General features: G+C 63.3%; 19 protein-coding genes. 5 read left to right on the top strand and 14 right to left on the bottom strand.

The genetic code is table 11. The annotated features are described in order from the left end of the window. The first annotated feature begins 34 nt into the window (after positions 1–34). Positions 35–301 (top strand): hypothetical protein, encoded by a 267-nt coding sequence (locus ACFQO4_RS10295; RefSeq protein ID WP_500260828.1) that lies wholly within the window; start codon positions 35–37, stop codon positions 299–301. Positions 302–775: 474 nt separating this feature from the next. On the opposite strand, the gene purB is transcribed toward ACFQO4_RS10295, so the two are convergent. Further along, on the bottom strand, positions 776–2,164 hold the full coding sequence (purB, locus tag ACFQO4_RS10290) for an adenylosuccinate lyase (protein ID WP_500260827.1): 1,389 nt from the start codon (positions 2,162–2,164) through the stop codon (positions 776–778). 167 nt (positions 2,165–2,331) lie between these two features. Between purB and purH the strand changes: the two genes are divergently transcribed. The 3 genes from purH (at position 2,332) to ACFQO4_RS10275 (ending at position 7,652) form a co-directional block, all read left to right on the top strand. Continuing rightward, on the top strand, positions 2,332–3,957 hold the full coding sequence (gene purH, locus ACFQO4_RS10285) for a bifunctional phosphoribosylaminoimidazolecarboxamide formyltransferase/IMP cyclohydrolase (protein ID WP_500260826.1): 1,626 nt from the start codon (positions 2,332–2,334) through the stop codon (positions 3,955–3,957). 475 nt (positions 3,958–4,432) lie between these two features. After that, positions 4,433–5,569: a sensor histidine kinase gene (locus ACFQO4_RS10280; RefSeq protein WP_500260825.1), complete on the top strand. Its 1,137-nt coding sequence runs from the start codon at positions 4,433–4,435 to the stop codon at positions 5,567–5,569. 379 nt (positions 5,570–5,948) lie between these two features. Then, on the top strand, positions 5,949–7,652 hold the full coding sequence (locus ACFQO4_RS10275; RefSeq protein WP_500260824.1) for a histidine kinase N-terminal 7TM domain-containing protein: 1,704 nt from the start codon (positions 5,949–5,951) through the stop codon (positions 7,650–7,652). A 31-nt stretch (positions 7,653–7,683) separates the two neighbouring features. On the opposite strand, the gene ACFQO4_RS10270 is transcribed toward ACFQO4_RS10275, so the two are convergent. The 8 genes from ACFQO4_RS10270 to ACFQO4_RS10235 all read right to left on the bottom strand — a co-directional run bounded on the left by ACFQO4_RS10270 (position 7,684) and on the right by ACFQO4_RS10235 (position 14,274). Continuing rightward, on the bottom strand, positions 7,684–8,211 hold the full coding sequence (locus tag ACFQO4_RS10270) for a PadR family transcriptional regulator (protein WP_500260823.1): 528 nt from the start codon (positions 8,209–8,211) through the stop codon (positions 7,684–7,686). Between the two features lie 57 nt (positions 8,212–8,268). After that, a complete protein-coding gene (locus ACFQO4_RS10265) occupies positions 8,269–9,555 on the bottom strand; it encodes a M48 family metallopeptidase (protein ID WP_500260822.1) in 1,287 nt (428 codons plus the stop codon). 192 nt (positions 9,556–9,747) lie between these two features. Next, positions 9,748–10,164 (bottom strand): LWR-salt protein, encoded by a 417-nt coding sequence (gene lwrS / locus ACFQO4_RS10260; protein WP_500260821.1) that lies wholly within the window; start codon positions 10,162–10,164, stop codon positions 9,748–9,750. A gap of 25 nt (positions 10,165–10,189) precedes the next feature. After that, a complete protein-coding gene (locus ACFQO4_RS10255; RefSeq protein WP_500260820.1) occupies positions 10,190–10,471 on the bottom strand; it encodes a 4a-hydroxytetrahydrobiopterin dehydratase in 282 nt (93 codons plus the stop codon). 49 nt (positions 10,472–10,520) lie between these two features. After that, complete coding sequence (gene hemA / locus ACFQO4_RS10250; RefSeq protein ID WP_500260819.1) at positions 10,521–11,861, bottom strand: glutamyl-tRNA reductase; 1,341 nt, start codon at positions 11,859–11,861, stop codon at positions 10,521–10,523. Next, positions 11,858–12,511: a precorrin-2 dehydrogenase/sirohydrochlorin ferrochelatase family protein gene (locus tag ACFQO4_RS10245; protein ID WP_500260818.1), complete on the bottom strand. Its 654-nt coding sequence runs from the start codon at positions 12,509–12,511 to the stop codon at positions 11,858–11,860. The genes hemA and ACFQO4_RS10245 overlap by 4 nt, the downstream gene beginning before the upstream one ends. A 19-nt stretch (positions 12,512–12,530) precedes the next feature. Then, positions 12,531–13,649, bottom strand: a complete 1,119-nt coding sequence (gene ahbB, locus ACFQO4_RS10240) for a siroheme decarboxylase subunit beta (RefSeq protein ID WP_500260817.1) — start codon at positions 13,647–13,649, stop codon at positions 12,531–12,533. 223 nt (positions 13,650–13,872) lie between these two features. Continuing rightward, on the bottom strand, positions 13,873–14,274 hold the full coding sequence (locus ACFQO4_RS10235) for a DUF5778 family protein (RefSeq protein ID WP_500260816.1): 402 nt from the start codon (positions 14,272–14,274) through the stop codon (positions 13,873–13,875). Positions 14,275–14,445: 171 nt separating this feature from the next. Between ACFQO4_RS10235 and uppS the strand changes: the two genes are divergently transcribed. Next, a complete protein-coding gene (gene uppS / locus ACFQO4_RS10230; protein ID WP_500260815.1) occupies positions 14,446–15,411 on the top strand; it encodes a polyprenyl diphosphate synthase in 966 nt (321 codons plus the stop codon). A 119-nt stretch (positions 15,412–15,530) separates the two neighbouring features. Here uppS and ACFQO4_RS10225 read toward each other — a convergent pair whose 3' ends face one another. From ACFQO4_RS10225 to ACFQO4_RS10205, 5 genes are all read right to left on the bottom strand, one after another. Beyond that, on the bottom strand, positions 15,531–16,175 hold the full coding sequence (locus ACFQO4_RS10225) for a DUF7344 domain-containing protein (protein WP_500260814.1): 645 nt from the start codon (positions 16,173–16,175) through the stop codon (positions 15,531–15,533). 576 nt (positions 16,176–16,751) lie between these two features. Continuing rightward, the gene (locus ACFQO4_RS10220) at positions 16,752–18,155 is read right to left on the bottom strand and encodes an ATP-binding protein (RefSeq protein ID WP_500260813.1); all 1,404 of its coding nucleotides are present in this window, start codon (positions 18,153–18,155) and stop codon (positions 16,752–16,754) included. Between the two features lie 26 nt (positions 18,156–18,181). Beyond that, the gene (locus tag ACFQO4_RS10215; RefSeq protein WP_500260812.1) at positions 18,182–19,672 is read right to left on the bottom strand and encodes an ATPase domain-containing protein; all 1,491 of its coding nucleotides are present in this window, start codon (positions 19,670–19,672) and stop codon (positions 18,182–18,184) included. 112 nt (positions 19,673–19,784) lie between these two features. After that, positions 19,785–20,372, bottom strand: a complete 588-nt coding sequence (locus ACFQO4_RS10210; protein WP_500260811.1) for a response regulator transcription factor — start codon at positions 20,370–20,372, stop codon at positions 19,785–19,787. 178 nt (positions 20,373–20,550) lie between these two features. Further along, positions 20,551–21,879: a helix-turn-helix transcriptional regulator gene (locus ACFQO4_RS10205; RefSeq protein ID WP_500260810.1), complete on the bottom strand. Its 1,329-nt coding sequence runs from the start codon at positions 21,877–21,879 to the stop codon at positions 20,551–20,553. Positions 21,880–22,213: the final 334 nt, after the last annotated feature.

Below are 22,213 nucleotides of genomic sequence, written 5' to 3'. Positions count from 1 at the left end.
AGAGAGATAAGGTACCTCGCCTGCAATGGCGGATATGCCCGAGCAGATACGCTGTGAATCGTGTGACGTGCGGGTCCGAGCGACCGCGAGCGAGTGTCCACACTGCGGAGAACGGCTCGCGCTCGTCAATCGAACGCTGGTGATGATGGTCATCGGGGCCCTATTGCTCCCGGTGACCGTCGCCGGCTTGGTCGGGGTCGCCACGAACGGCTCGTTCGGCCTCGAGACCGTCGGACTCGTCGTCGTCGCGTGTCTCGGTCCGGGACTGCTCGTCGCGGGCTATCGACGGAGTCGAGAATGACTGGCTCGAGACCGATCGAAGATATAAGATAAAAGAGGAGTAATGAGATAGGTCATCTATATTTGGCTACTGCGACGATATTTAACTGTTTTGATGGTTTCGATATATTTACTAGTAGCACAAAAAAGCGGAGAAATTGGGGTATATTCTGGATATAGATCGAATATCGGAAATACTATAAAATCTATACTAAAAAGATCGAAGCCGTTGATCAATATTGGAAATATAAATAACTGTTCCTAGTAATAGAACGAGAACTGATATATGGGGTCGGTGAATGCGAGGGAAGCCGGTCGTCGCTTCCAGCCAAGCCAGCCGCTTTCGAGACAACGCCCCGGCTACGGGGTTCGCTCATCGATCGTTCTGGATTTTCGTCGAGCCACGCTCGAGACCGTGGCCGAGGCGCGGTCCGCCGAACGCGATGGGACGTGTCCCTCTCGACGAATAGTCGTCGCGAGGCTGTCGCGTGCTCCGTTACTCCTCGAGGTTGTCGACCAGGTCGTTCGCGACGCCTACGTACGTCTCTGGGCGCAGTGTGAGCAGTTCTTCGCGAACCTCGTCGCTCACCTCGAGGTCGGCGAACAGGTCGTGGAAGTCCTCGAGGGAGACCTCTCGACCGCGGGTGAGCGCTTTCACCTGCTCGTAGGCGTCGTCCCGGCCCTCGCGTCGGAGAATCGTCTGGACGGCCTCGCCGATGATCGCGGGGGTGTCCCGGAGAGCCTCGCGCATGACCGTTTCGTTGGGGACGACCTTCTCGAGGCCGGCCTGCGTCTTGCCGTACCCGATCAGGCAGTGGGCGAACGCCGCCCCGACGTTCCGTTTGACCGTCGAGTCCGAGAGGTCCCGCTGGAGGCGGGAGGTGGTGACGTAGTCAGCGAGGAACGTGAGGTCGGAATTGGCCTTCGAGAGGTTCCCCTCGCTATTCTCGAAGTCGATGGGGTTGACCTTGTGGGGCATCGTCGACGAGCCGGTTTCGCCCTCGACGGCCTCCTGGCCGAGGTAGCGGTCGGAGACGTACAGCCAGACGTCGAGGTCGAGGTCGAGCAGGACGTTGTTGACCCCGCGGAACGCGTCGAAGACGGCGGCGAGGTCGTCACACGGATTCACCTGCGTGGAGAGGGGCGTGAACTCGAGGCCCAGTCCGGCGACGAACTCGCGAGCGAACGCCCGCCAGTCGACGTCGGGGTAGGCGGCGACGTGGGCCGCGTAGGTTCCGGAGGCCCCGCCGAGTTTTCCGGAGAGGGCGTCGGTCGCCGTGCTCACGCGGGCCGTCGCGCGACCGAGGCGGGCGGCGTACACCGCGAGTTCCTTCCCGAACGTCGTCGGCGTCGCGGGCTGGCCGTGCGTTCGGGCGAGCATCGGGACGTCGCGGTGCTCCTGGGCCATCCCGGTCAGCGTATCCCGGAGGTCGTACAGCGCCGGCAGGAGGACGTCTTCGACGGCGCCGCGAACCAGCAGACGGTGCGCCAGGTTGTTCACGTCCTCGCTGGTCAGTCCGAAGTGGATCCACGGCGACGCCTCGCTGTCGTCTGGCAGGTGGTGGCGGACGAAGTACTCGACGGCTTTGACGTCGTGATTGGTCGCGTCGAACCCGGCGTAGCCGTCGGTCTCGAGCGTCTTGATTAACTCGGCGTCTTCCTCGTCGAAGTTCTCGTAGAGCCCGCGGAGGTGGGCTCGCTCGTCGGACGCGAGTTCGAGTGGCGTCGCCTCGAGGTCGGCCAGCGCGAGCAGGTACTCGACTTCGACGCGGACGCGGGCGCGCATGAGCGCGGCCTCGCTCGCGTACGGCGCCAGGGGTCTCGTCCGGGAGCCGTAGCGGCCGTCGAGCGGCGAGACGGCGTAGAGTGCGTGAGTGTCGGTCATGTGCGTGGCTCCACGAGCGGCGTGCAAAAGCGTGTCGGAACGAGTCCCACGGCCGTGCATATCGTATGGGCTATCACGCGCTTTCCGGCTAACTTCATGGCACGTTCGTGCATACTTCGCGTCTCGAGACCGCAACCACTTTGCCGTTCGCGGGCGCCCCATCACGTATGACACGACTCGCTGGACTCGCCGGGAACCGCGGGCGGAACCTGCTGAACGTCGCCGATCGCGCGCCAGGCGGCGCCGAACTCGCCATCGTCCTGACGAACGACGCCGACGCGCCGGTGCTCGAGGCCGCCGCCGAACGCGGCATACCAACGGAGGTCGTCCCGCTCGAGGACGGGATGAGCCGACGCGATCACGAGGCGGCCGTCAATGCCGCGCTCGAAGGCTACGACTACGACCTGGTCTGTCTCGACGGCTACATGCGCATCCTCTCGGATACCTTCCTCGAGGCCCAGCCGACGACGCTCAACGTCCACCCCTCCCTGCTCCCGGCGTTTCCTGGCATGGACGCGTGGGGCGACGCCCTCGAGGCTGGCGTCGCCGTCACGGGCTGTACGGTCCACGTCGTCACCGACGCCACCGACGACGACGGCGAGGTCGTCGAGAGCGAGGTCGACATGGGTCCGATCGTCACCCAGGAACCGGTGCCGGTCTACGAGGGAGACACCCGTGAGACGCTCAAGGAGCGCGTCCTCTACGAGGGCGAGTTCCGGGCGTACCCGCGGGTGGTGAAGTGGTTCGCTGAGGGTGCCGTTGACGTGGATCTGGACGCTGAAGAGGCTACCGTCGACGTCGACGCAGCCGACGACGAGGGCGGCCTCCCGGCTCGCCGACTCACCTCGAGCGACCGCCTCGACACCCTGCGATACGGCGAGAATCCCCACCAGAACGCGGCCGTCTACGCCGATTACACCTGCGAGGAGGCCTCGGTCGTCCACGCCGAGCAGTTGAACGAGGGAGCGAAGGCGCTCAGCTACAACAACTACAACGACGCCGACGGCGCCCTGAACCTGATCACGGAGTTCGACGAGCCGGCAGCCGCGGTCATCAAGCACACGAACCCGGCCGGCTGTGCCACCGCCGACACCGTCGCCGAGGCGTACGACCGCGCGCTCTCGACGGATCCCATGAGCGCCTTCGGCGGCATCGTCGCCCTCAATCGCGAGTGTAACGCCGACACCGCTGCGGCGATCACCGACTCGTTCAAGGAGGTCGTCGTCGCCCCCGGCTACGCCGAGGATGCCCTCGAGATCCTGTGTGAGAAGCAGAACCTGCGCGTGCTCGACGTCGGCGACCTGGACGGCGCCAGCGAACGGTTCACCGAGAAACCCCTCGTCGGCGGCCGACTCGTCCAGGAACGCGACGACCAGCGACTCTCGACGATGGATCTCGAGGTCGTCACCGACCGCGAACCGACCGACGAGCAACTCGAGACGATGGTCTTCGCCTGGCAGACGCTCAAGCACGTGAAGTCGAACGGTATCCTCTTCGCGAAGGGCACAGAGACGGTCGGCGTAGGGATGGGTCAGGTCTCTCGCGTCGACGCGGTTCGGCTCGCGGCGATGAAAGCCGAGGAACACGCCGAGGGCAAGTCCGCCGAGGGCGCGGTGATGGCCTCGGACGCCTTCTTCCCGTTCGCGGACGGGCTCGAGGAGGCGGCGAAGGCGGGAATCGAGGCGGTGGTTCAGCCCGGCGGTTCGGTCAACGACGAGGACGTGATCGAGGCGGCGAACGAACTCGGCATGAGCATGGTGTTTACGGGGCAGCGGTCGTTTCGGCACGACTGAGCCGCGAGTGAGCACAGCGAACGAGCGGTTTTTGGTCAAGATTTTTGGAGACGGGTGATCGAAGAGAACCCGTCGAGAAAAAGGTGGATGCAGGGTGGTGTTTACGGGGCAGGGGTCGTTTCGGCACGACTGAGTGAAACGAAGGCATGTCGAAATCTCGAAGGGCGAGTGAAGCGATGTCCTTCGTTGGTTTCGCCACGACTGAGCCGCGAGCAATTGGGTCGGCGCACAGGAGTCTGTCGACGATTCACGCTCGCTCGCAATCGTCGTTCGATCATGTCGACGCTCGAAATGGCCTCGAGTAGATTCGACGTAGTATGTGTATGGATGGTAACATTACTTCCTGCGGGTGAACTCGAGAACGACACGAAACGGACGTATATTCTCTATCACGCTATCACAAATCACTCTGAACGCTGATGTGTTGGCCACATCCCTTAATAACATCGCCGCCAATTCTGCAATCGATACAGGTATGCACGACAAACTTCCTCGGCTTTTGCGCTGGTTCGGCGCCCTGCTACTCGCCGTCCTGGCCGGGGAGGTGTTGACACACTGGGTTCTCGGGGCGAACGTCCTCGTAAACGGCGCGTTCGTGATGGGTGCGGCCTCGACCGCTATCGCCGCCATCGGGAGCATCTACGGCGGGTACTGGCTGGAAGGGGCCCGGGTGTCGACCCGCAGGTACCCCCGCGTCGCCTGGTGGTGGATCGGCGGATTCGTCACGTTCACCTTGCTCAACGTCGGATTCATGGCCGTCATGCCGACCGAATCGTGGGGCATCGTGGTGGGCTGGACGCGGTGGGCGGTCGCCTTCGGCGCCGGCGTTGGCGTGTTGCTCGGCATCCTCGAAGGACGGGCCATCGATCAGGCGATCGCCGCCGAGCGAGCGACGGTCCGATCCGAGCAGCTCGAGGAGCAACGGACGATGCTCGACTACCTGAACAGCGTGCTCAGACACGAGGTACTCAACTCTGCAAACATCATCGACGGATACGCGACACAGATCCTGGAAGCGGAGTCGGAACTGGATCCAGCGCACAGGCAGTACGCCACCATCATTCACCAGGAGGCAAACGAGATGAGCACGGTCATCGCCGACGTTCGCGTCCTCCTGGAAGCGGCCTCCGGGACGCACGAGCTGTACCCGGTGGACCTCACTCGGGTTTTGGCCGACGAAGTGACCAAGCTCACGAACCGATACGGCGATGTCGAGGTTCGGACGGACGTCCCGGACGAACTCGCCGTCCAGGCCGACGAATTGTTGCCTCGCATCTTTGGGAACGTGCTCTCGAACGCGGTCACGCACAACGACACCAACACCCCAACCGTGAGCGTCAGTGCTGAACGGATGGACGACACCGTCCGCGTTCAGATCGAAGACAACGGGCCGGGGATTCGGCCGGACGCGATCGACTCGCTTTTCGAGCGCGAGAAGGGACGGGGGACCACTCACGGGCTGGGGTTGTACCTTGTCGACGAACTAGTCAGTACCTACGGCGGCACCGTCGAGGTTACGGAGACGGGACCTGACGGAAGCCAGTTCACGATCGAACTCCCTTTCGCGCAATCGTCGGACGACGGGGCGGTACCTGAACCGATCGCGGCGTAAGCGACATCCCCTGACCGTGCGAACGCCTCGAGACGTCTTTTGGCGCCCGAGCGTCCCTCGAGGTCCGATTCGATTGTGACTGAGCCGACGTCGACGTAGAGTGCGCGCAACTACTCCGCCTGGCCGCCGTCGACCTCGCCGAGCACGTGTGAGAATCCGAAGCGGCCCGCAGGGTAGGGGGAGGGGAAGTGGCCTCTCTCCTCACGTGCCATCTTAGCGTTGGATTCGAGTCGTCACAGAGGTCTTGCTCGCAGAACCTGCACGAGCCACAGCTGATGGGGAAACGAAACGACTCAATCGGCCACCTCGAGGGAACCCACCGTGGTGATTCTTCCCTGCCACGTCGTCGCTGAACGCCCCGAAATCTGCCAGTACACTCATGTGGTATGCTTCCCCTCTCTATCCTGTGAGTTGGCAATACACGCCAGTCGTACTCCCAATTCTCTTTGCAACGATAGTTACGTTTATAATCGTTGTTTACACGCTGTTTCGCGTGCGAACCCGGGGAGCGGACCCGTCGGTCGTCCTCTTCTTCGGCCTCTCGTTCGGTGCGTTCCTGTGGACGGGATTTTCGGCCCTCAAACTGCTTCACACCGATCCGGACGTGAAACTGCTGTTCTACCAGCTCCTCCACGTCGGCGTGGCGCTCGTCTCGCCACTGCTGTTCCTGTTCGCCCTCGCCTACACTGACCGCCATCGGTGGCTTCGATGGGACGTCGTCGCTGGCGTTATGGCTATTCCGACGCTGTTCGTCGTGTTGCTCTTCGTCGGACCCGACGACGCCATCATCGCTGGCGTAAACGTCATCGAAGGGGACTTGACCCTGGTTCGCGTCGAGGATGGGCCTGTATTCTACGTGTTCAGCCTGTACAACCTCGCGTTGACGGTCGCCGCGATCGTCGTCATCGGCCTCGAGGCGAGGCGCGTCGGACCGTCGTATTACCAGCAAGCGGGCCTGCTCACCGTCGGCGCCACGAGTCCACTCGTGTTCGTGATTCTGTCGAGATTTGGCGTGCCACCGTTCGGATTCGAGACGATAAACCTGGTCCCGGTATCGGGCGCGATCGCCGCTACCGCGTTCGCGGTCGCCATCTTTCGCTACCGCCTCTTTTCGCTCCCGCCACTCGCCTACGCGACGGTCATCAAATACTCGCCCGACGGCACGTTCGTCCTCGACGCCGACGGTCGGATCGTGCACGTGAACGAGCGGGGACGAACGCTGCTCGAGCACCTCGATGGCGACTTCGGGTCGCCGCTCGCGTCGGTGCTCCCCTCGTTCGATCTCGAAACGCTCACGGGTGAGGACGATCCGATTCCGATCGACGTCGACGGCGAGGTCCGATACGTCAGACCGCTCGCCGAACCGCTCGAACGCGGAAACCGACAGGTCGGCTGGGTCGTCGTCTTGCGCGACGTCACCGAGAGTCAACGTTCCAGGCGCCGACTCGAGGCGCAGTACGAGCAGATGGACGCGTTCGCGGCGACCGTTTCCCACGACCTCCGGAACCCGCTGGCAGTTGCCCAGGGCTACCTCGAACTCGCTCGCGAAGACGCAGACAGCGAGGCACTCGAGAACGTCGCGATTGCACACTCGCGAATGGAGAGCATCGTGACCGACATCCTCGCATTGGCCCGGCGAGGCGACCGAGTCGGTGAGCGAGAGGACCTTTCCCTAAGGAGCGTGCTGGACACTGCCTGGAGCACCGTCGACACGAAACAGGCGACCCTCGTCGTCGAGACCGACCGGACGATCCACGCCGATCCGACGACGATCCAGCACGTGTTCGAGAACCTCCTTCGGAACGCTATCGAGCACGGCGGCCCGGACGTCGAAATAACCGTCGGTGACGTCGACGGTGGAATCTTCGTCGAAGACACCGGCACCGGTATCCCTGAAACCGAGCGCGAGGCGATCTTCGATCCAGGATACACGACCTCGGCCGACGGTACGGGGTACGGCCTCGAACTCGTTCGAACGATCGTCGACGCCCACGGATGGACGCTCTCGCTCGATGACGGATCGACTGAGGGTGCACGCTTCGAAATTATGGGACTACCGTCTGAACAGGCATGCGGGTCGTGATCTGCCGGGGGCTCGAACTCGAGTCCGACGTTCAGGAGTCGGACTCGTCGATTCCCTGTCGCTCGTAGAACTCCTCGGGCGTGTCGTCGATTCGCTCGAACGTCGCATCGAAGTAGTGCTCGTGGTGACGTACCACCTGCTCGACGACCCACGCGCTGAACGTCTCGTCGAATCGCCACCGGCCCTCGAGCTCCGGGATTTCGAACCGTTCGTCCGTCGAGAAGGCGGCGTAGACGTGAAAGAAGCCCAGGATCACGTCCGCGAAATCGCGCGCCTTCTCCGCGCTGTCATCCCGTCGGTTCTCGAGTTCGGTCCGGCCATCGTCGGTGAGTTCGAAGTACTTCCGATCGGGTTCGTCCTCGCGTTCGATGCGCTCGGCCCACCCCTTCTCCTCGAACTTGTAGAGGATCGGGTACACCGACCCGTAGGACGGCTCCCAGTGGCCACCGCTGATCTCGCGGATTTCCTTGAGAATTTCGTAGCCGTATCGGGGTTTCTCCTCGAGCAACTCGAGGACGAGGTACGCGATGATGCCTTTCGGCGGCCCACTTTTCCGCATTATGCCCCTGATTTAAACCGGCGGGCATAAATGGTTTCGGTCGCCGGAAGGTGACGTTCAGGCACCGTCTGCGACCACCGTATCCGCCGATTCCGGCGGTCTACCGTCGAGGCCCTGAATGTAGCGAATCCGGTCGGGAATCGGCGGGTGGGTGTAGTGAAACGTCGCGTACCACGGGTGTGGGAACGGGTTCGAGAGGTTCTCGCTGGTCAACCGACAGAGCCCGTCGATCAGCGGCTGGCCGCTTCCCATGACCTCGGTCGCGAACGCGTCGGCCTCTCGCTCGTGGGCCAGGGACAGTTTGTTCTCGAGTGGCCGAGTGAGCTTCGCCAGCGGCTGAATCCAGAGCGTGCCGACCGCGAGGCCGACGTAGGCCGTCTCCGGGAGGCCGAACATCGCGTACAGCCACGAGGTCTGGAGGAGCGTCCAGAGCGCGACGAACATTGCACCCACGCGGAGGGTACCGACGCCGAACTGCTTCCAGATGTGCGCGCGCTTCCAGTGGGCGAGTTCGTGAGCCAGGACGGCCTCGACCTGCTCGAGGGTCATCTGGTCGACCAGCGTGTCGAAGAGGACGACTCGTTTCGTCCGTCCGAAGCCGACGAAGTAGGCGTTCGAGTGCGAGGAGCGCTTGCTCGCGTCCATGAGGTAGATGCCGTCACAGGAGAAGCCCGCGCGGTCGAAGACGCGCTCGACGGCTTCCCGGAGGTCGCCGGTCTTGATCGGCTCGAAGTCGTTGAACAGCGGGGCGATCACGCGCGGATAGACGACGAGCATCGTGAGCGAGAAGGCGACGTAGAGGGCGACGGCGGTGAGGGGCCAGTACGTCGGGACGGTAGCGATAAACCAGAGGACGCCGGCGGCGAGCGCGGCGGTGATGACGACGCCGACGAGCGTCCCGAGGACGAGGTCCTTGACGAACAGAGCCGGCGTCTGTTCGTTGAAGTCGAACCGCTCCTCGATCACGAACGTGTCGTAGGTGTCGAAGGGGAGCGAGACCAGCTGGAGGGCGACGACGACACCGGCGAAGAAGCCGATGCCCGTGACGACCGGGCCGTAGCCCAGTCCCTCGAGTGCGTCCACGACGGCGGCGAGCGCCCCAGAGTAGAGCGCGGCGAGGACGAGCGCGAGGGTGACCCAGGTCTGAACCTGTGAGAGCCGGGTTGTCGCCTGCTGGTAGGCAGCCACGCGGTCGAGGTCGTCGAAGTCCAGACGCGAGGTGACCCACTCCCGCTCGCGCTCGAGCGCCCGTTCGCCGTAGCGGACGTTCAGGAACGAGAGCGCGCTGAAGAACGCGGTCGTCCCGACGACCAGGACGAGAAACGCGAGGTGATAGCCGAGCATACCCGACTTCTGTCACGCAGGTGGGTTAACGCTGTTGGTGAGGTCGGGTTCGAAACTGGTGGCAACGATCACACTCGACCTCGAGTGTGGTTCGACGGTGCGACTAACCGCCGGTTCGACGGCGCAGCTAACCGATCGATCGGTCGAGAGATCGGGAGCATCGGCCACCGGTTTGGGATCGACTCGACGGCGTCAGTCCGCGTCGGACCTACCGGACCCATCTGGCCCGCCCATCGGATCGACGCCAACCTCGAGCGACGACCCGAAGTACTTCGAGAGGACCTCGGTGACGTCGTCGGCCTTGAACGACTCGAGGTCGTCCCCGATCGCCGATTTCAGCGCCTCGAGGTAGGGTTCGTCCGCGTAGAACGCCCGGAACTCGACGGCTTCGACTGGTTGCCCGAGTTTCTCGGCAATCAGCGCTCGAGCGTGGCGCTCGTCGCCGAGTTCGCCGCGCCAGAGGAGGTCGCGAAACAGCCGCCACCCCTGGTTGCCGGGTTCGGCCGCCTCGAGCAGACAGCGCCGTTCGACGACCGGCGAATCGATTGTCAGCCCGGGGTCGACGGGCGTGAGTCTGGCTTCGACCAGGAACGCGTAGTGTGCCTCCATCGTTTCGTTCTGGTACAGAGCCGATTCAGGCGCCGTGTTCGGACTCGATCAACTCCGCCATCTCGAGGTCGTTCTCCGTGATTCCACCCGCGTCGTGGGTCGTGAGTCGAATCTCGACTTCCTCGTAGCGGATCGTTATCTCGGGGTGGTGGAACTGTGATTCGGCGATTTCGCCGACCATCTGGGCGAAGTTCACGCCGCGCAGGTAGTCGTCGAACTCGTAGACGCGAACGATTTCGTCGCCTTCGCGGTCCCACGCTTCCGGGAGTCGGTCCGAGATCTCGTCGTCGGAGAGTACGTCAGCCATAATCCCTCGAACGCAAGCCAGTGAAATAACGATTGTGCCGACGACCGCCTCAATCGTCGTCGAGTGCGCCGATCGAAGCGTCCCGGTCGGTAGGTGCCTCACTCGTGGCCGCCGCCGTCCTTACACCGGCCTTACCGACCCCGTCGTCGCCGAAGTCCGGATCGAACAACTGCAGGGCCGTGTTGATCGTCGCCCAGTCGTCTTCGGCGGCGGCCTCCCGCAGGCTCTTCGTCGGCGGGGCGAGCAACTGGCCGACCAGCGCGTCGGCCATCGCCTCGAGGACCTCGCGCTGGTCGTCGGTGAGTCCCTCGTCGGTCGCCTCGAGTCGCGAGAGCGCCGTCTCGAGCTCGCGTCGTTTCAGTCGCTCGGCGGACTCGTACATCGCCGCGATCACCTCGTCGGCGCGGGCGCGCTTGTACTGCGCACAGAGGTGGTCGAACTCCGCGTCGACGATGGCTTCCACGTCGCGAGCGGCGTCCAGGCGCTGCTCGCGGGTTTCCGCGGTGAGTTCCTCGAGGTCGTCCAGGTCGTAGAGCGTCACGGTCTCGAGGGACCCGGCGGCAGGGCGGACGTCGCGGGGCTGACCGAGGTCGACGACGACCTGTTCACGCGCGCCGAGGTGAGTCGGCTCCAGGACCGGGTCAGCGCTGCCGGTCGCTGCGACGACGACTCCCGCGTCGGCCGTGACCGACTCGAGCGCCTCGAGGGAAACGGCCGCTCCCCCGACCGAGAGGTCGTCGACCAGGTGTTCGGCGTGGGGAACGGTTCGGTTGGCGACGACGACTTCACTGACGCCCGAATCGGCGAGACTGCGGGCGGCGAGGCGCCCCATCTCGCCGGCCCCGACGACGAGGGCGGTTTCGCCCTCGAGGTCGAGGTCTGTGGCGGCGAGTCGGGTCGCGGCCGAGCCCAGGGAGACGACGCCCTCGTTGATCGCCGTTTCGGTGCGTGCGCGTTCCCCGACCCGGATCGCTTTGGTGACGGCTCGTTCGAGCAATTCGCCGATGCCGCCGCCGGTACGGGCGTCCTCGTAGGCGGTCCGAACCTGCCCGATAATCTGGTCCTCGCCGACGACGACCGACTCGAGGCCGGCGGCGACCCGGAGGAGGTGTCTGAGACTCGATTTGTGGTCGCTCGCGAGTAGCGCATCCGCGTCGACGCCCTCGAAGAACGCCTCGAGGGCTGCCCGCCCGTCGGCCGGGTCGGCGGTGACGACGTAGGCTTCGACCCGGTTACACGTCGAGAGGACGTACGCCTCTTCGACGTCCGGCGCGGACACCAGGGTGTGCACGGCCAGTCGCTGGCTCTCGGGGCTTGCTGCGGCGATGTCGTCGACGCCGCCGCTCTCGTGGGTCACCCGCATCCCGGAGACCACGCCCGCGCGGATCACCGTGACTCACCACCCAGTCGTTCCTCAGCTAGCACGTCGTCGATCACTTGGCGGTGGTTGGTGGTACCCGTACGTAAAGCTGTCCAAACCGACGACGTATTGACGACGTCTGTGACGACCTGCCGCCGTCGCTCGGGCTCGACCTCGCGGGCCTTGAGTTCCGCTCGCAGTTCCGCGAGCAACGTCGCCATCTCGCCGGCGCCTGCCAGCGCGTCCTCGAGTTCCTGCCTGAGGTACTTGCTCAGCGCGGGCGCGGTTCCCCCGGTTCCGACGGCGACGGTCACGGGCGGGTCCTCGACAGTCGCGGGCACGACGACGCTCCCCGGGTCGCGAGATCCGGCCCTGTCGGCCCGGTTGACCAGCACGCTGCGGTCGCGGGCGGCAGCGACGACGGCGTCGTTGATTGCCTCGTCGTCGGTCGCGGCAACGACGAGCGCGGGGTCGTGGCGCTCGAGCCAGCCCGCCACGTCCGCGGGGTCGGGAGCCGCTCGAATCCGCTCGGCGTCGCCGAAGTCGGCCACGGCGAAGTCTGGACTGACGACGTATACCTGCGCCTCGCGGGCAAATCGCCGGGCCTTTCGGGCGCCGACGGGGCCGCCGCCGAAGACGAGGACGGTCGCGTCCGTGAAGTCGTGAAACAGTGGGATCATCGGTAGCCTCTCGAGGGGGTTATCGCGACGTCGCCTCGGGTTGCGTCTGCGTGTCCGTGTCCGTCTCTGTTCCCGTCTCCACCTCGGTGTTCGCGTCCGCCCGCTCCGCGAGCCTGATCCCGGTCTTCTTCAGAATCTGCGTCGAGAACAGGGTGTCCCAGTCGTCGTCCGTGACGTCCCAGTACTCGGCCATCGTCTCGCGAACCTGTTCGACGCGTCGGTCGCTCTCGGCCTCGCTCCGGCCGTGGGTCATCGCGAAGACGTTGTACGGCCAGACGCCCTCGTGGCGCGGGCGCTCGTAGCAGTGGGTGACGAACGGCAGGGCGGCCACCTCGGGACCGACCGTCGACACGAGGTCGTCGGGGACGTTCCAGACCGTCATCCCGTTTTCCGTGTACCCGAGCGCGTAGTGGTTCGGGATCACGCCGATCCGGCGGATCTTCCCCTCCCGGTCGAACCGGGCGAGCGTCTCGAGCGTCCACTCGAGGTCCTGCCCGATGGCGTCGGCGACGTCGGCGTAGGGCGTCTCGGTGATCGGGATCCCGTCCTGGACCTCGAGCACGAGGTCACGCTCGGCGGGGGTGAGCGAGTCGCGGTCGGTCGGCTCGACGACGGGGCCCTGGTGAGTGAGGTCGAGGCCGCCGTCCTGGAAGGGACCGTCGACGTAGAACTTCGCCTCGACGCGGAACTCCTGTAGTTTGGGCAGGTTGTACGTCTCCTGGCCGGTCTCGGCTTCGATCTCTTCGAGCACTCGCTCGACCTCGGCCTCATCCGCTACTGAAACGACGAACCATACGTTCAGGTGCGGATGCTCGCGCTCGTAGTTGTGTGCCACCTCGCGGTGGCCGTTGACCGCCTCGACGACCTCGTCGAACCGGTCTTCGGGGGCGGGCATTGCGACCAGAGTCGCCGCGCCACCGATCTCCTGGGCGTTCACGAGGGGACCGAACCGGGAGAGCACGCCGCGCTCGTCGAGGTCGGCCACGGTCTCGAGGAGTTCGCTCGCGGTGATCTCGACCCCCGCCTCGCGCATGGCGGCCGCCGCCGGCTCGAAGGGCGATTCGACGACCGGAAAGCCGCCCTGGAAGGCGTTGACGACCGCCCGTTCGCGCTCGGTGAGGTCGACGTCCGTGTTCATACACGGGTGTCGGGACGGACGGGACATAAGCGCCTCGGGACCGCCGCTCGACCGGATAGCCGATGGCGACGAACGTACACTCGAATACTTCGGCCGTTTTCGATGTCGAAAGTGGACGGGCGATCGGGTACTGAAAGATACTATACATTCTATAGCTATATCGACGAGAGCCAGAACGGTTGCGGCTCGATGAAACACGCTGAAACGGGGACACCGTTACGAACTAGCCTTCGACGCCAGTCACGTCGTAGCCCAACTCCTCGATATCCTCGAGGATCGCCTCGTGGTCGGCGCTCGCCTCGTAGTAAATCACGATATCGAACGTCCCCCGGCGCAGCAGCTGCTGGCACTCCCAGACGAACTCCTCGTCTTCGAGGGTCAGCCCCTGGTGCTGGTTCGAGGAGAAGTTCGGGTCGTCGTTGCCCGAGTAGACGAAGCAGTCTTTCGGGTCGTGACCCGCGTGCTCGGCGATGACGTCGCCGACGTCGATCGTCGCTTGCATCATCTGGACGTCCTCGTCGGAGCCGTACTCGGTGTGGACGACCGCTCCGTTGAGCTGGATGTCCCCGGGCTCGAGTAACGCCTTCGTCCGCTGGTAGAGGTCCTCGTCGATCGCGTTTGCCATGTCTCGAGGGTTCGTGTGGCGACGGATAGCCGTCACGGTTCTCGTCGATACTTTTCTCCTCCCCCGATCTCGTGCGACTGCGAGACAGAACAGGACCTCGCCACTCGAACGAGCTGTTTGCGGACGAAACACACACAAGAACCATAACGTTAGCTATTCTTGGTATCGACGATGAGGAGTTGGCTTCGCCGGCGGATCAACTGGGGCTACGAGCGGCTGCTTTCGAGCGAGGTCTCCGGCGCGCCGACGCACGTCGCCGTGATCCAGGACGGGAACCGCCGCTATGCCCGGAAACGCGGCAACGACGCCCCCGACGGGCATCGCGCCGGCGCCGACACGACCGAGCGGGTCCTCGAGTGGTGCCAGGAAATCGGCGTCGAAGAACTCACCCTCTACGCGTTCTCGACGGAGAACTTCTCCCGGCCCGAACACGAACGGGAGGCGCTGTTCGACCTGCTCTGTGAGAAACTCCGGGAGTTCGCCGACGCCGACCGCGTCCACGAAAACGGCGTCTGCATCCGCGCCATCGGTGACATCGAGCGCCTACCGCCCCGGGTTCGCGAGACGATCGACTACGCGGAGTCGCGGACGGCCGACTACGACCGGTTCGTCCTCAACATCGCGCTGGCCTACGGCGGTCGGACCCACCTGCTCGAGGCTGCCCGGAGCGTCGCTCGAGACGTCGAGGCGGGGACGCTCTCGCCGGCGGACATCGACGTCGAGACGATCGACGAGCGCCTGTACGGCCAGTCAGTTCGCGACGTGGATCTGATCATCCGAACCGGCGGCGACGAGCGGACCTCGAACTTCCTGCCCTGGCACGCCAACGGCAACGAGGCCGCGGTCTACTTCTGTGCGCCGTACTGGCCGGAGTTCTCCAAAGCCGACTTCCTGCGCGGAATCAGGACCTACGAACACCGCGAGGCGTCCTGGCGACGGACGCGCGCTCGACGGGCGCTGGCGCTGCTGGGTGCCGTGAGCGAACCCGAACTCGCCGACGCGCGGGCGATCCTCTCGCGGTTTCGAGATTCCTTGCCGACGGCCGAACAGTCGGCAGTCGACGAACTCGAGAACCTGAGCGCCGATGCCGACGGACGGGTCGAAACGGTCGACTCGAACGGGCGTGTGGCGGACTGATCGACGCTCTGGCAGGAACCTATCCGCGTGACGGAGAGTCGACGTACAGTCTGGAATCTCAGTACGGTTGCAACTCGAGTAGCCGTAGCGTCACCGCGACGAGCGACGATAAAAGATACTTACGACTGGTCGGTTCGGCCGAATACGCCGTCGTTGAACTTCTCCGCCGTCATCAGGGTGTAGCCCAGGAGCGCGACGGCGAACAGGATGGCCATCGAGAGCGGCGAGAAGGCCGTGACCTCGAGGATGGCACCGAGGAACACCATCGCGGAGACGCCGGTGAAGCCCACGAAGCGACCCGACGCGAAGTCGGGACGTGCGCTGGCGTCGGGCCCCTGCCCGTCGCCGTCTCGTTCGGCGTCGATGTACCGGTCCATCTCGTCGGCGAGGGGTTTCCGCTCGACGATGCCGCGACTCTGGTTGTAGTCGATGATCCCGGCCTTGTCCAGCTTGGGCAGGTGGGACTGGTAGAGCGGGATGTACACGCGCTGGCGCTCCTGAGAGGACAGTTGCTCGACCGTCGTGTCGTTCTCCCAGGCGGCTACCTGTTCTGCGATGTCGGGCATGCGCACGGAATCGTCTTTTCCTTGCAAGTATTGCAGGACGAAGCGACGACGCTCGTTTTGCAGCAGGTGGAAGATTTCGTCCTTCGAAAGGGTGGGTTCTTCCTCCGCGTCCGCGTCTTCGGGCGCGGATCCGCTGATGGGGGATTCGTCGACGGCCGGTGTGTCGTGCGTCGTGGATGCGGTTCGTGACTGACTCATCATCAGGTACGATAGCGGAGAGGGTAATAAAGCGATAAACCCCGTCCGGTAGATTTCGAACAGTTGCAGTGACCTCTACAATCGTTTCCGCCTTTCGAAAACTGTTGCAGAATCCAAAACCCACAGCAGTGGCGGCAATACCTGGAAATCGTAAACGGTGCTTACCGAGGTGTAAACGTTGCTTGCAATTTGCGTTTTTCGCGCCATTTCACGCCCTTTCACGAGCTTGCCGTGCAATCGCCCGGGATGGCCAAAAGATTTATCAGTGTAATTCGGATCGGGCGCTATTCGTCAGTGTTCCTGTGTGAGGCGCGCGTTCGGCCCGTCGTCTCTACGTGTCGCGGCAGGCGTCCCACGGCGGAGCCACGCCCGCCCTCGAGGAGTGTCGAATTCGTCTCTTCACGCTCTCGGGTTGCAACTCACACAACGTTGCACTGCGACGATGGATCGGCGCTGTACAGTACAAACTCTCTCGAGACGACGCCACTCGAGATTCGAGAGACGCGTTCTCAAACCTATCGTGCCGTGCCAGGGTACTCGCTCGTAAGAGTCTGCCGTCGAAGCCGATACTCTTTCTCAGGAGAGATGCAGTCCGCCGATCTCGAATCGCGCGCCGGTTTCGCGCTCGCTGTCGACCGCTTCGATCTCCCACCCGTGTGCCTCGACGATTTGCTTGACGATCGGGAGGCCGAGGCCGGTCCCGTTGCCTCCGGTCGTGAACCCCCGGTCGAAAATCGTCTCGCGGTCGTCAGGGTCGATGCCGGGACCGTCGTCTTCGACGAACACGCCCGATCGTCCGTCCTCGAGCACCCCGACCCGAACGGTCACGTCGTCCCCTGCGTGCTCGATGGCGTTTCGAAACAGGTTCTCGAACACTCGCTCGAGTCGATCGACGTCCGCCTCGACGGTTCCCGACAGCGACTCCGTTCGGAGCGTTGCCTCGGGTGCGGCCACCTGTGACCAGGCGTCGTCGACGACGGCGTCGAGCGAGACCCGTTCGGTGACGTCGAGCGTCTCGCCCTCTCTGGCGAGCGAGAGCAGTTCGTCGATCATCTCACTCATCCGCTCGAGCGAGTCGTCGATCTGCTCGAAATCCTCCGGTTCGTGGCTCTCTCGTGCGATGGAGAGGTACATCTGGGCGATGCCGAGCGGGTTTCGAAGCTCGTGAGCGAGAATGCTCGCGAACTCGTCGAGGCGCTCGTTCTGGCGTTCGAGTTCGCGTTTCTGTCGGCGCTGTTCGGTCACGTCGCGAAAGGTTCCGGTGATCTCCTCGAGTTCGTCACCAGTATCGATTCGGGAGGTGTTGACCTCCGCGATTCGACGGCGACCGTCGACGGTTCGGTACGCAACTTCGCGTTCTTCGTCCCCTGTCTCGTCCACCGGACGGAGCTGTTCGAGGACGTCGTCCGAAAACGCGTCCAGGTCCTGCAACCGCTCGCCGACGACCTGGGTGGGCTCGAGGCCCGTCTTCGCACAAAACGCCTGATTGACCTCCCTGACGAGGCCGTCGGCTCGAAAGACGAACGCCGGGTCCGGTGCCGTGTGAAAGAGCGTCTGGAATCGCTCGCGACTTTGCCGCTTTTGCTCGGTGAGCGCGACCGACTCTCGCCGTTTGGCGAGGAGATCGTCGATCTGTTCGCGCAACTCGGCTTTCCTGACCGGGACCGTCACGACCGCGTCGATACAGTGACGGTCCAGCGCGGACGGCGTGTGGGATCGATTCGTGACCAGTAGGTACGGCAAGAACGTCGGCCGAACGGCTTCCTTCCGGGACGTACACCACTCCTCGAGCCGTTTAAACGCCCCTTCGTCGACGATACAGAGGTCGAACGCGACGTCGACCGTCTCCACGACGTCGGGGACGACGACGTCGTACCTCGGCGTCAACCAGTCGACGAGCAACTGCCGGTTCCGGTCGTGATCGACGAGTAGCAGGACTCGCGTTCGGGGCGTGACGGCCGACTCGTCGTCGCTCGCCACTCGTCTTTCACCGGTCGACGATGGAGTCATTCGCCTGGATGGAGGGTCGAATCGGAGTGGATGGATCGTTCGTCGGTTCGCGTCGGAATCCCGCTGAGAATGCCCTGGAGGTTCCTGAGCGGTTCGCCGACCTTGATGCCGTGACTCGAGATTTCGAACTCGCGCATCGTCCGCTCGAAGTCGCTCGTCCGCTTTTTCAACACGCCGATGACCTTCTTCATCTCACCATCGACTTCGATGTACCGAAGGAAGATGATGTTATCGGAGAGGTAGCTGATGTCGACGTCGGTCGCTTCGAACTGACTCGTCACCGTCCCGACCTCCTCGACGAGAATCACGGTTACCCCCTGGGACTTCAGGTATCGGCCCAGCGAATGAAGCTTCCGAATCAGCTGTTCACGCTCGCCACGCAGCGACAGTCGGTACCCGTTGATGCCGTCGATCATCACGATTTTCGTGTCGTTTTCCTCGACCTCGCGTCGTACCTCGTGTGCAAACTCCTCGGCGGAGCGGTTGAGCGGTTCGACTTCCTCGACGGCGAGCGTCCCGTGTTCGACCATGTTCGTGACCGGGATGTTGACGTTCTCGGCTCGCGTGAAGAACGTCTTCTTGGTCTCTTCGAACATGTAGATGACCGACCGCTCACCGCGTCCGGCGGCCTCTTTCATGAACTGGGCACCGGTCGTCGTCTTGCCGACGCCGGTCGGCCCGCTGATGACGGTGATCGTCCCCCGGTCGATACCGCCAATCAGCAGTTCGTCGAACGCCGGGACGCCGGACTGGACCGTTCCCAACCCCGAATCGCCGGTCTGCTCTGGAATTGTGAGGCGGGGAAACACGTCGACACCGTCGTCTCGAATTCGAAGCGAGTGTGGGCCCCGTCTGGCGTTCGAACCGCGGAGTTTCGGGACGGAAATCGTCCGCCCGTGTTCAGTGTTTTCGAGGTGAAACGTCCCGTCGCTCAGGAACTGGAGGTCGTCGTCGGAAGCTCCCTCCATGTGCTGGGAGGTGAACATCACGGTGGTGTCCATGTTCTGTAAAAACCGCATGAAGGAGATGACCTGTTGGCGGAACTGATACTCGTCGGGGACGAGGTGACGAAGTCGCGTGATCGGATCGATGAACACGCGACTGGGCTCGAGCTCCTCGATCCGGGCGGTCACTTCGTCGGCGAACGACTCCTGGTCTACCTCGTCGGGGGAGAAGATGCTGTAGTTCTGTGACTCGCGGAACAGATCTGAACTCGGGCTCATGTCCAGAAACTCGACAGGGGACAGATCGAGGCCGACGGATTCGGCGTTTCGTTCGATGTCCGCCGTGGACTCCTCGAGATTGATACAGAGGACGTCCTCTGTATCGCCGTTTTCGGTTCCTGCGAGCAGGAAGTGCAGGCCAATCATCGTCTTCCCCGTTCCGGGGCTTCCTCGTATCAGGTAACTTCTGTTCGGGATCAATCCGCCGTCGATAATCGTGTCGAGACCGGCTATTCCGGTCGAGATTCGATCTACTGGTGGCATGGATACGCTCGTTTCGTCGGTGTGGTGTGTGGGTATTCGTCTCTGTGTCGATCAATCCTCGAGCGGTCTCACGGGACTCGATGCGTTCGGCGTCCGATGGCCGACGGACGAATCAGTGGTTGTGAAACTCCGCACGCAGATCTTCGTCGTCCAACTCTGTCGCTGTGGCCGAGAGGTCTTCCCGCAGAGAATCGACCTGATCGGCGAGTTTCTGGTACTCTTCGTTCGAAGAGAGGTCGTCTTCGCTCTTTTTCGCCTCGAGGGACGCCTTCTTCGAGGCGAGCGAGAGGAACTGTTGCATCTGTTCGTCGTACGTCGACCGGCCCAACAGTTTCGAGACCGTCTCCCGGAGTTCGTTCGGCTCCGAAACTGGCTTCTCCAGATACATATCGAATCCCATGTCGATGATGTCGAAGTCCGGCTCGACGGCCGAGACGATCGCAACCCGACAATCTAGGTCGCGCTCCCGAATTGTCTCCAGGAGTTCGTCGCCGGAGACGTCCGGCATGCGTCTGTCGAGCAGGACGACGTCGACCCCCTCGTCGAGGTTTTCGAGCGCGTCCGGGCCGTTGTTCGCGGCTCTGACTTCGTAACTCCCTTCGAGCCACCGTGCGTATGCACTGGTAATTGCGGGCTCATCGTCGACAATGAGCACCGTCCCCCCATTCGAGTCGTCCGATGTGTTTGTTGATGTCGCCATGTATATACAGGAAAGATGGTGTCGCTCGTGTCGTATATTGACGCTCTTTGGTATCTGCTTCCGTACCTTAGTAATTTCGGCCATCCCAACCAATCCCGTTCCGTCCCATCGAGCGTTTCCGGCGCGTACAGCCAATCTCGAGCGCGGCCGTGCAACTATCAGACCGACAGCAAACGACCTATTCGCCTCTCAGCGGCGTCGTTCGTTCGCTCGGCGTACCGGATGGAGAGACGGCCGCGTCGGGCTCGTAGCCGGCGAGGAAAACGAGATTTCCACGGCCAACCTGCACGCGCGTGATCAATCCTTCTTCTTCCATACTCGAGAGCTTGCGGCTGACGGAGGAACTCGACCATTTGGTCTCCTCGACGAGGTCCGACTGTCGCATTCGGCCGCCGGACTGGGAGATCAACTGCTGAATCTGTTCCTGGTCCGTGAGCAGCGGATCGTCCGACTCGGGCGACGCCGACGGTTCGGCGGATTCGCTCGTCCCGTTCGATCCGCTCTGGGGCGGTTCTGGCGATTCGGTGGCGACATCCCGGGGTGGCTGGTCCGTCTCCGTCTCGACCGATCCGTTAGTCGCGGGGTCGGTTTCGCTTCCGTCGAGCGTCCGGTCGTGTGGGTGCTTCCGAGCGCTGGTGCTGCCATCGCCGTCGCCGGACCAGAGCGAGCTAACCCAGGTCTTGAACTCGGTGAGCGGCGAGTGTGCGTCTCCGTCGCTGTCTCGTCGCGGTTCGTGGTGGTGTTCGGCGTCGGGCGCACGTTCGCGATTCGAGTGGTCCAGCTTCGGCTCCGTCTCCGTTATCTCTGTCTCCGATCCCGACTCTACCGAGTCGCGATCGTGACCGTGCTCGTACTCGTGTTCGTGTTCGTGGGGGGCGTCCGCACGCGACTTGCTCCCGACGAGCGTCCAGTCGTCTTGACCGGTTTCGGTCTGGCTGACCTCGGCGACGACGTCGAAGAGCACCGAGAGCGTGTTGATCGTTTCTTCGTCGTGGATCGTGGGATCCATCTGGTAGTACCCGATCGCTCCAGCAGCCTGTACGCGGTGGATGAGAATGTGCAGATATCGAAATGCGGTGTCGAAATCGATATACTCGAGCAGGATCGTCAACGTCTGAACGGAGATGACCGACTGCCTGCCCTCGTCTTGCCAGCGTTTCAGTTCGTCGCCGAGGTGGGTGACGACGTCGATGGGGTCCTGTGGGCTCGCACGGACCGTGTTTACCGTTCCCGGCCGTTGCTGGTCGGTACTAATCTCCTCGCCAGGTTCCGAGCCGTTGTGGATGAAGGTAATTTCGTTCGGTGGGCCGTTGTTGGCGGATTCCCAGTCGGTCAGCCACATGCTCGGTGGCTGCGTGTACGTCACGACGGCCATGTTCGTCCTGGATGGGTTGGTCGTCGAAAGCAGCTCTGTGAACGCTTTCGTCCCATGGGGCGTGAGCGGCGAGAGAACGAGAACGTTCGTCCCCTCCTGAATGTGCTCTCGTTTGAATTCCTCTAATTTCATGCGCGTATTAGGTACCGTTTGTCATTTGTTTACCATCGGGATCGGGACCAGGTGCCGTGTGCCCCTTGTCGTTGCCTCTGACCGAACATCACCCGTCGGTTCCATCGATGGTCGTCGCAATCGACCGCGGCCGTACCGTCGTTCCCTCTCACGGTATCTGGTCGTCGCTGGAGTACGTCGTCCATCGTTCGGTGGACGACTCGACTGAACCGCGCTACCGTTACGTTTTCTTACCATTTGTCCAGACAGCACGCGTCTTGTCGTGATTGTGCTCGTGTAGCCGTTCTCTGATCGTCGAGGATTGGTTGCACCGCCAACCTGGTCCGGATACACA

The organism is Saliphagus sp. GCM10025334 (assembly GCF_042663485.1).
In the GTDB taxonomy this organism is placed as follows: domain Archaea; phylum Halobacteriota; class Halobacteria; order Halobacteriales; family Natrialbaceae; genus Natronosalvus.
This window is presented reverse-complemented; position numbering and strand designations above follow the sequence as displayed.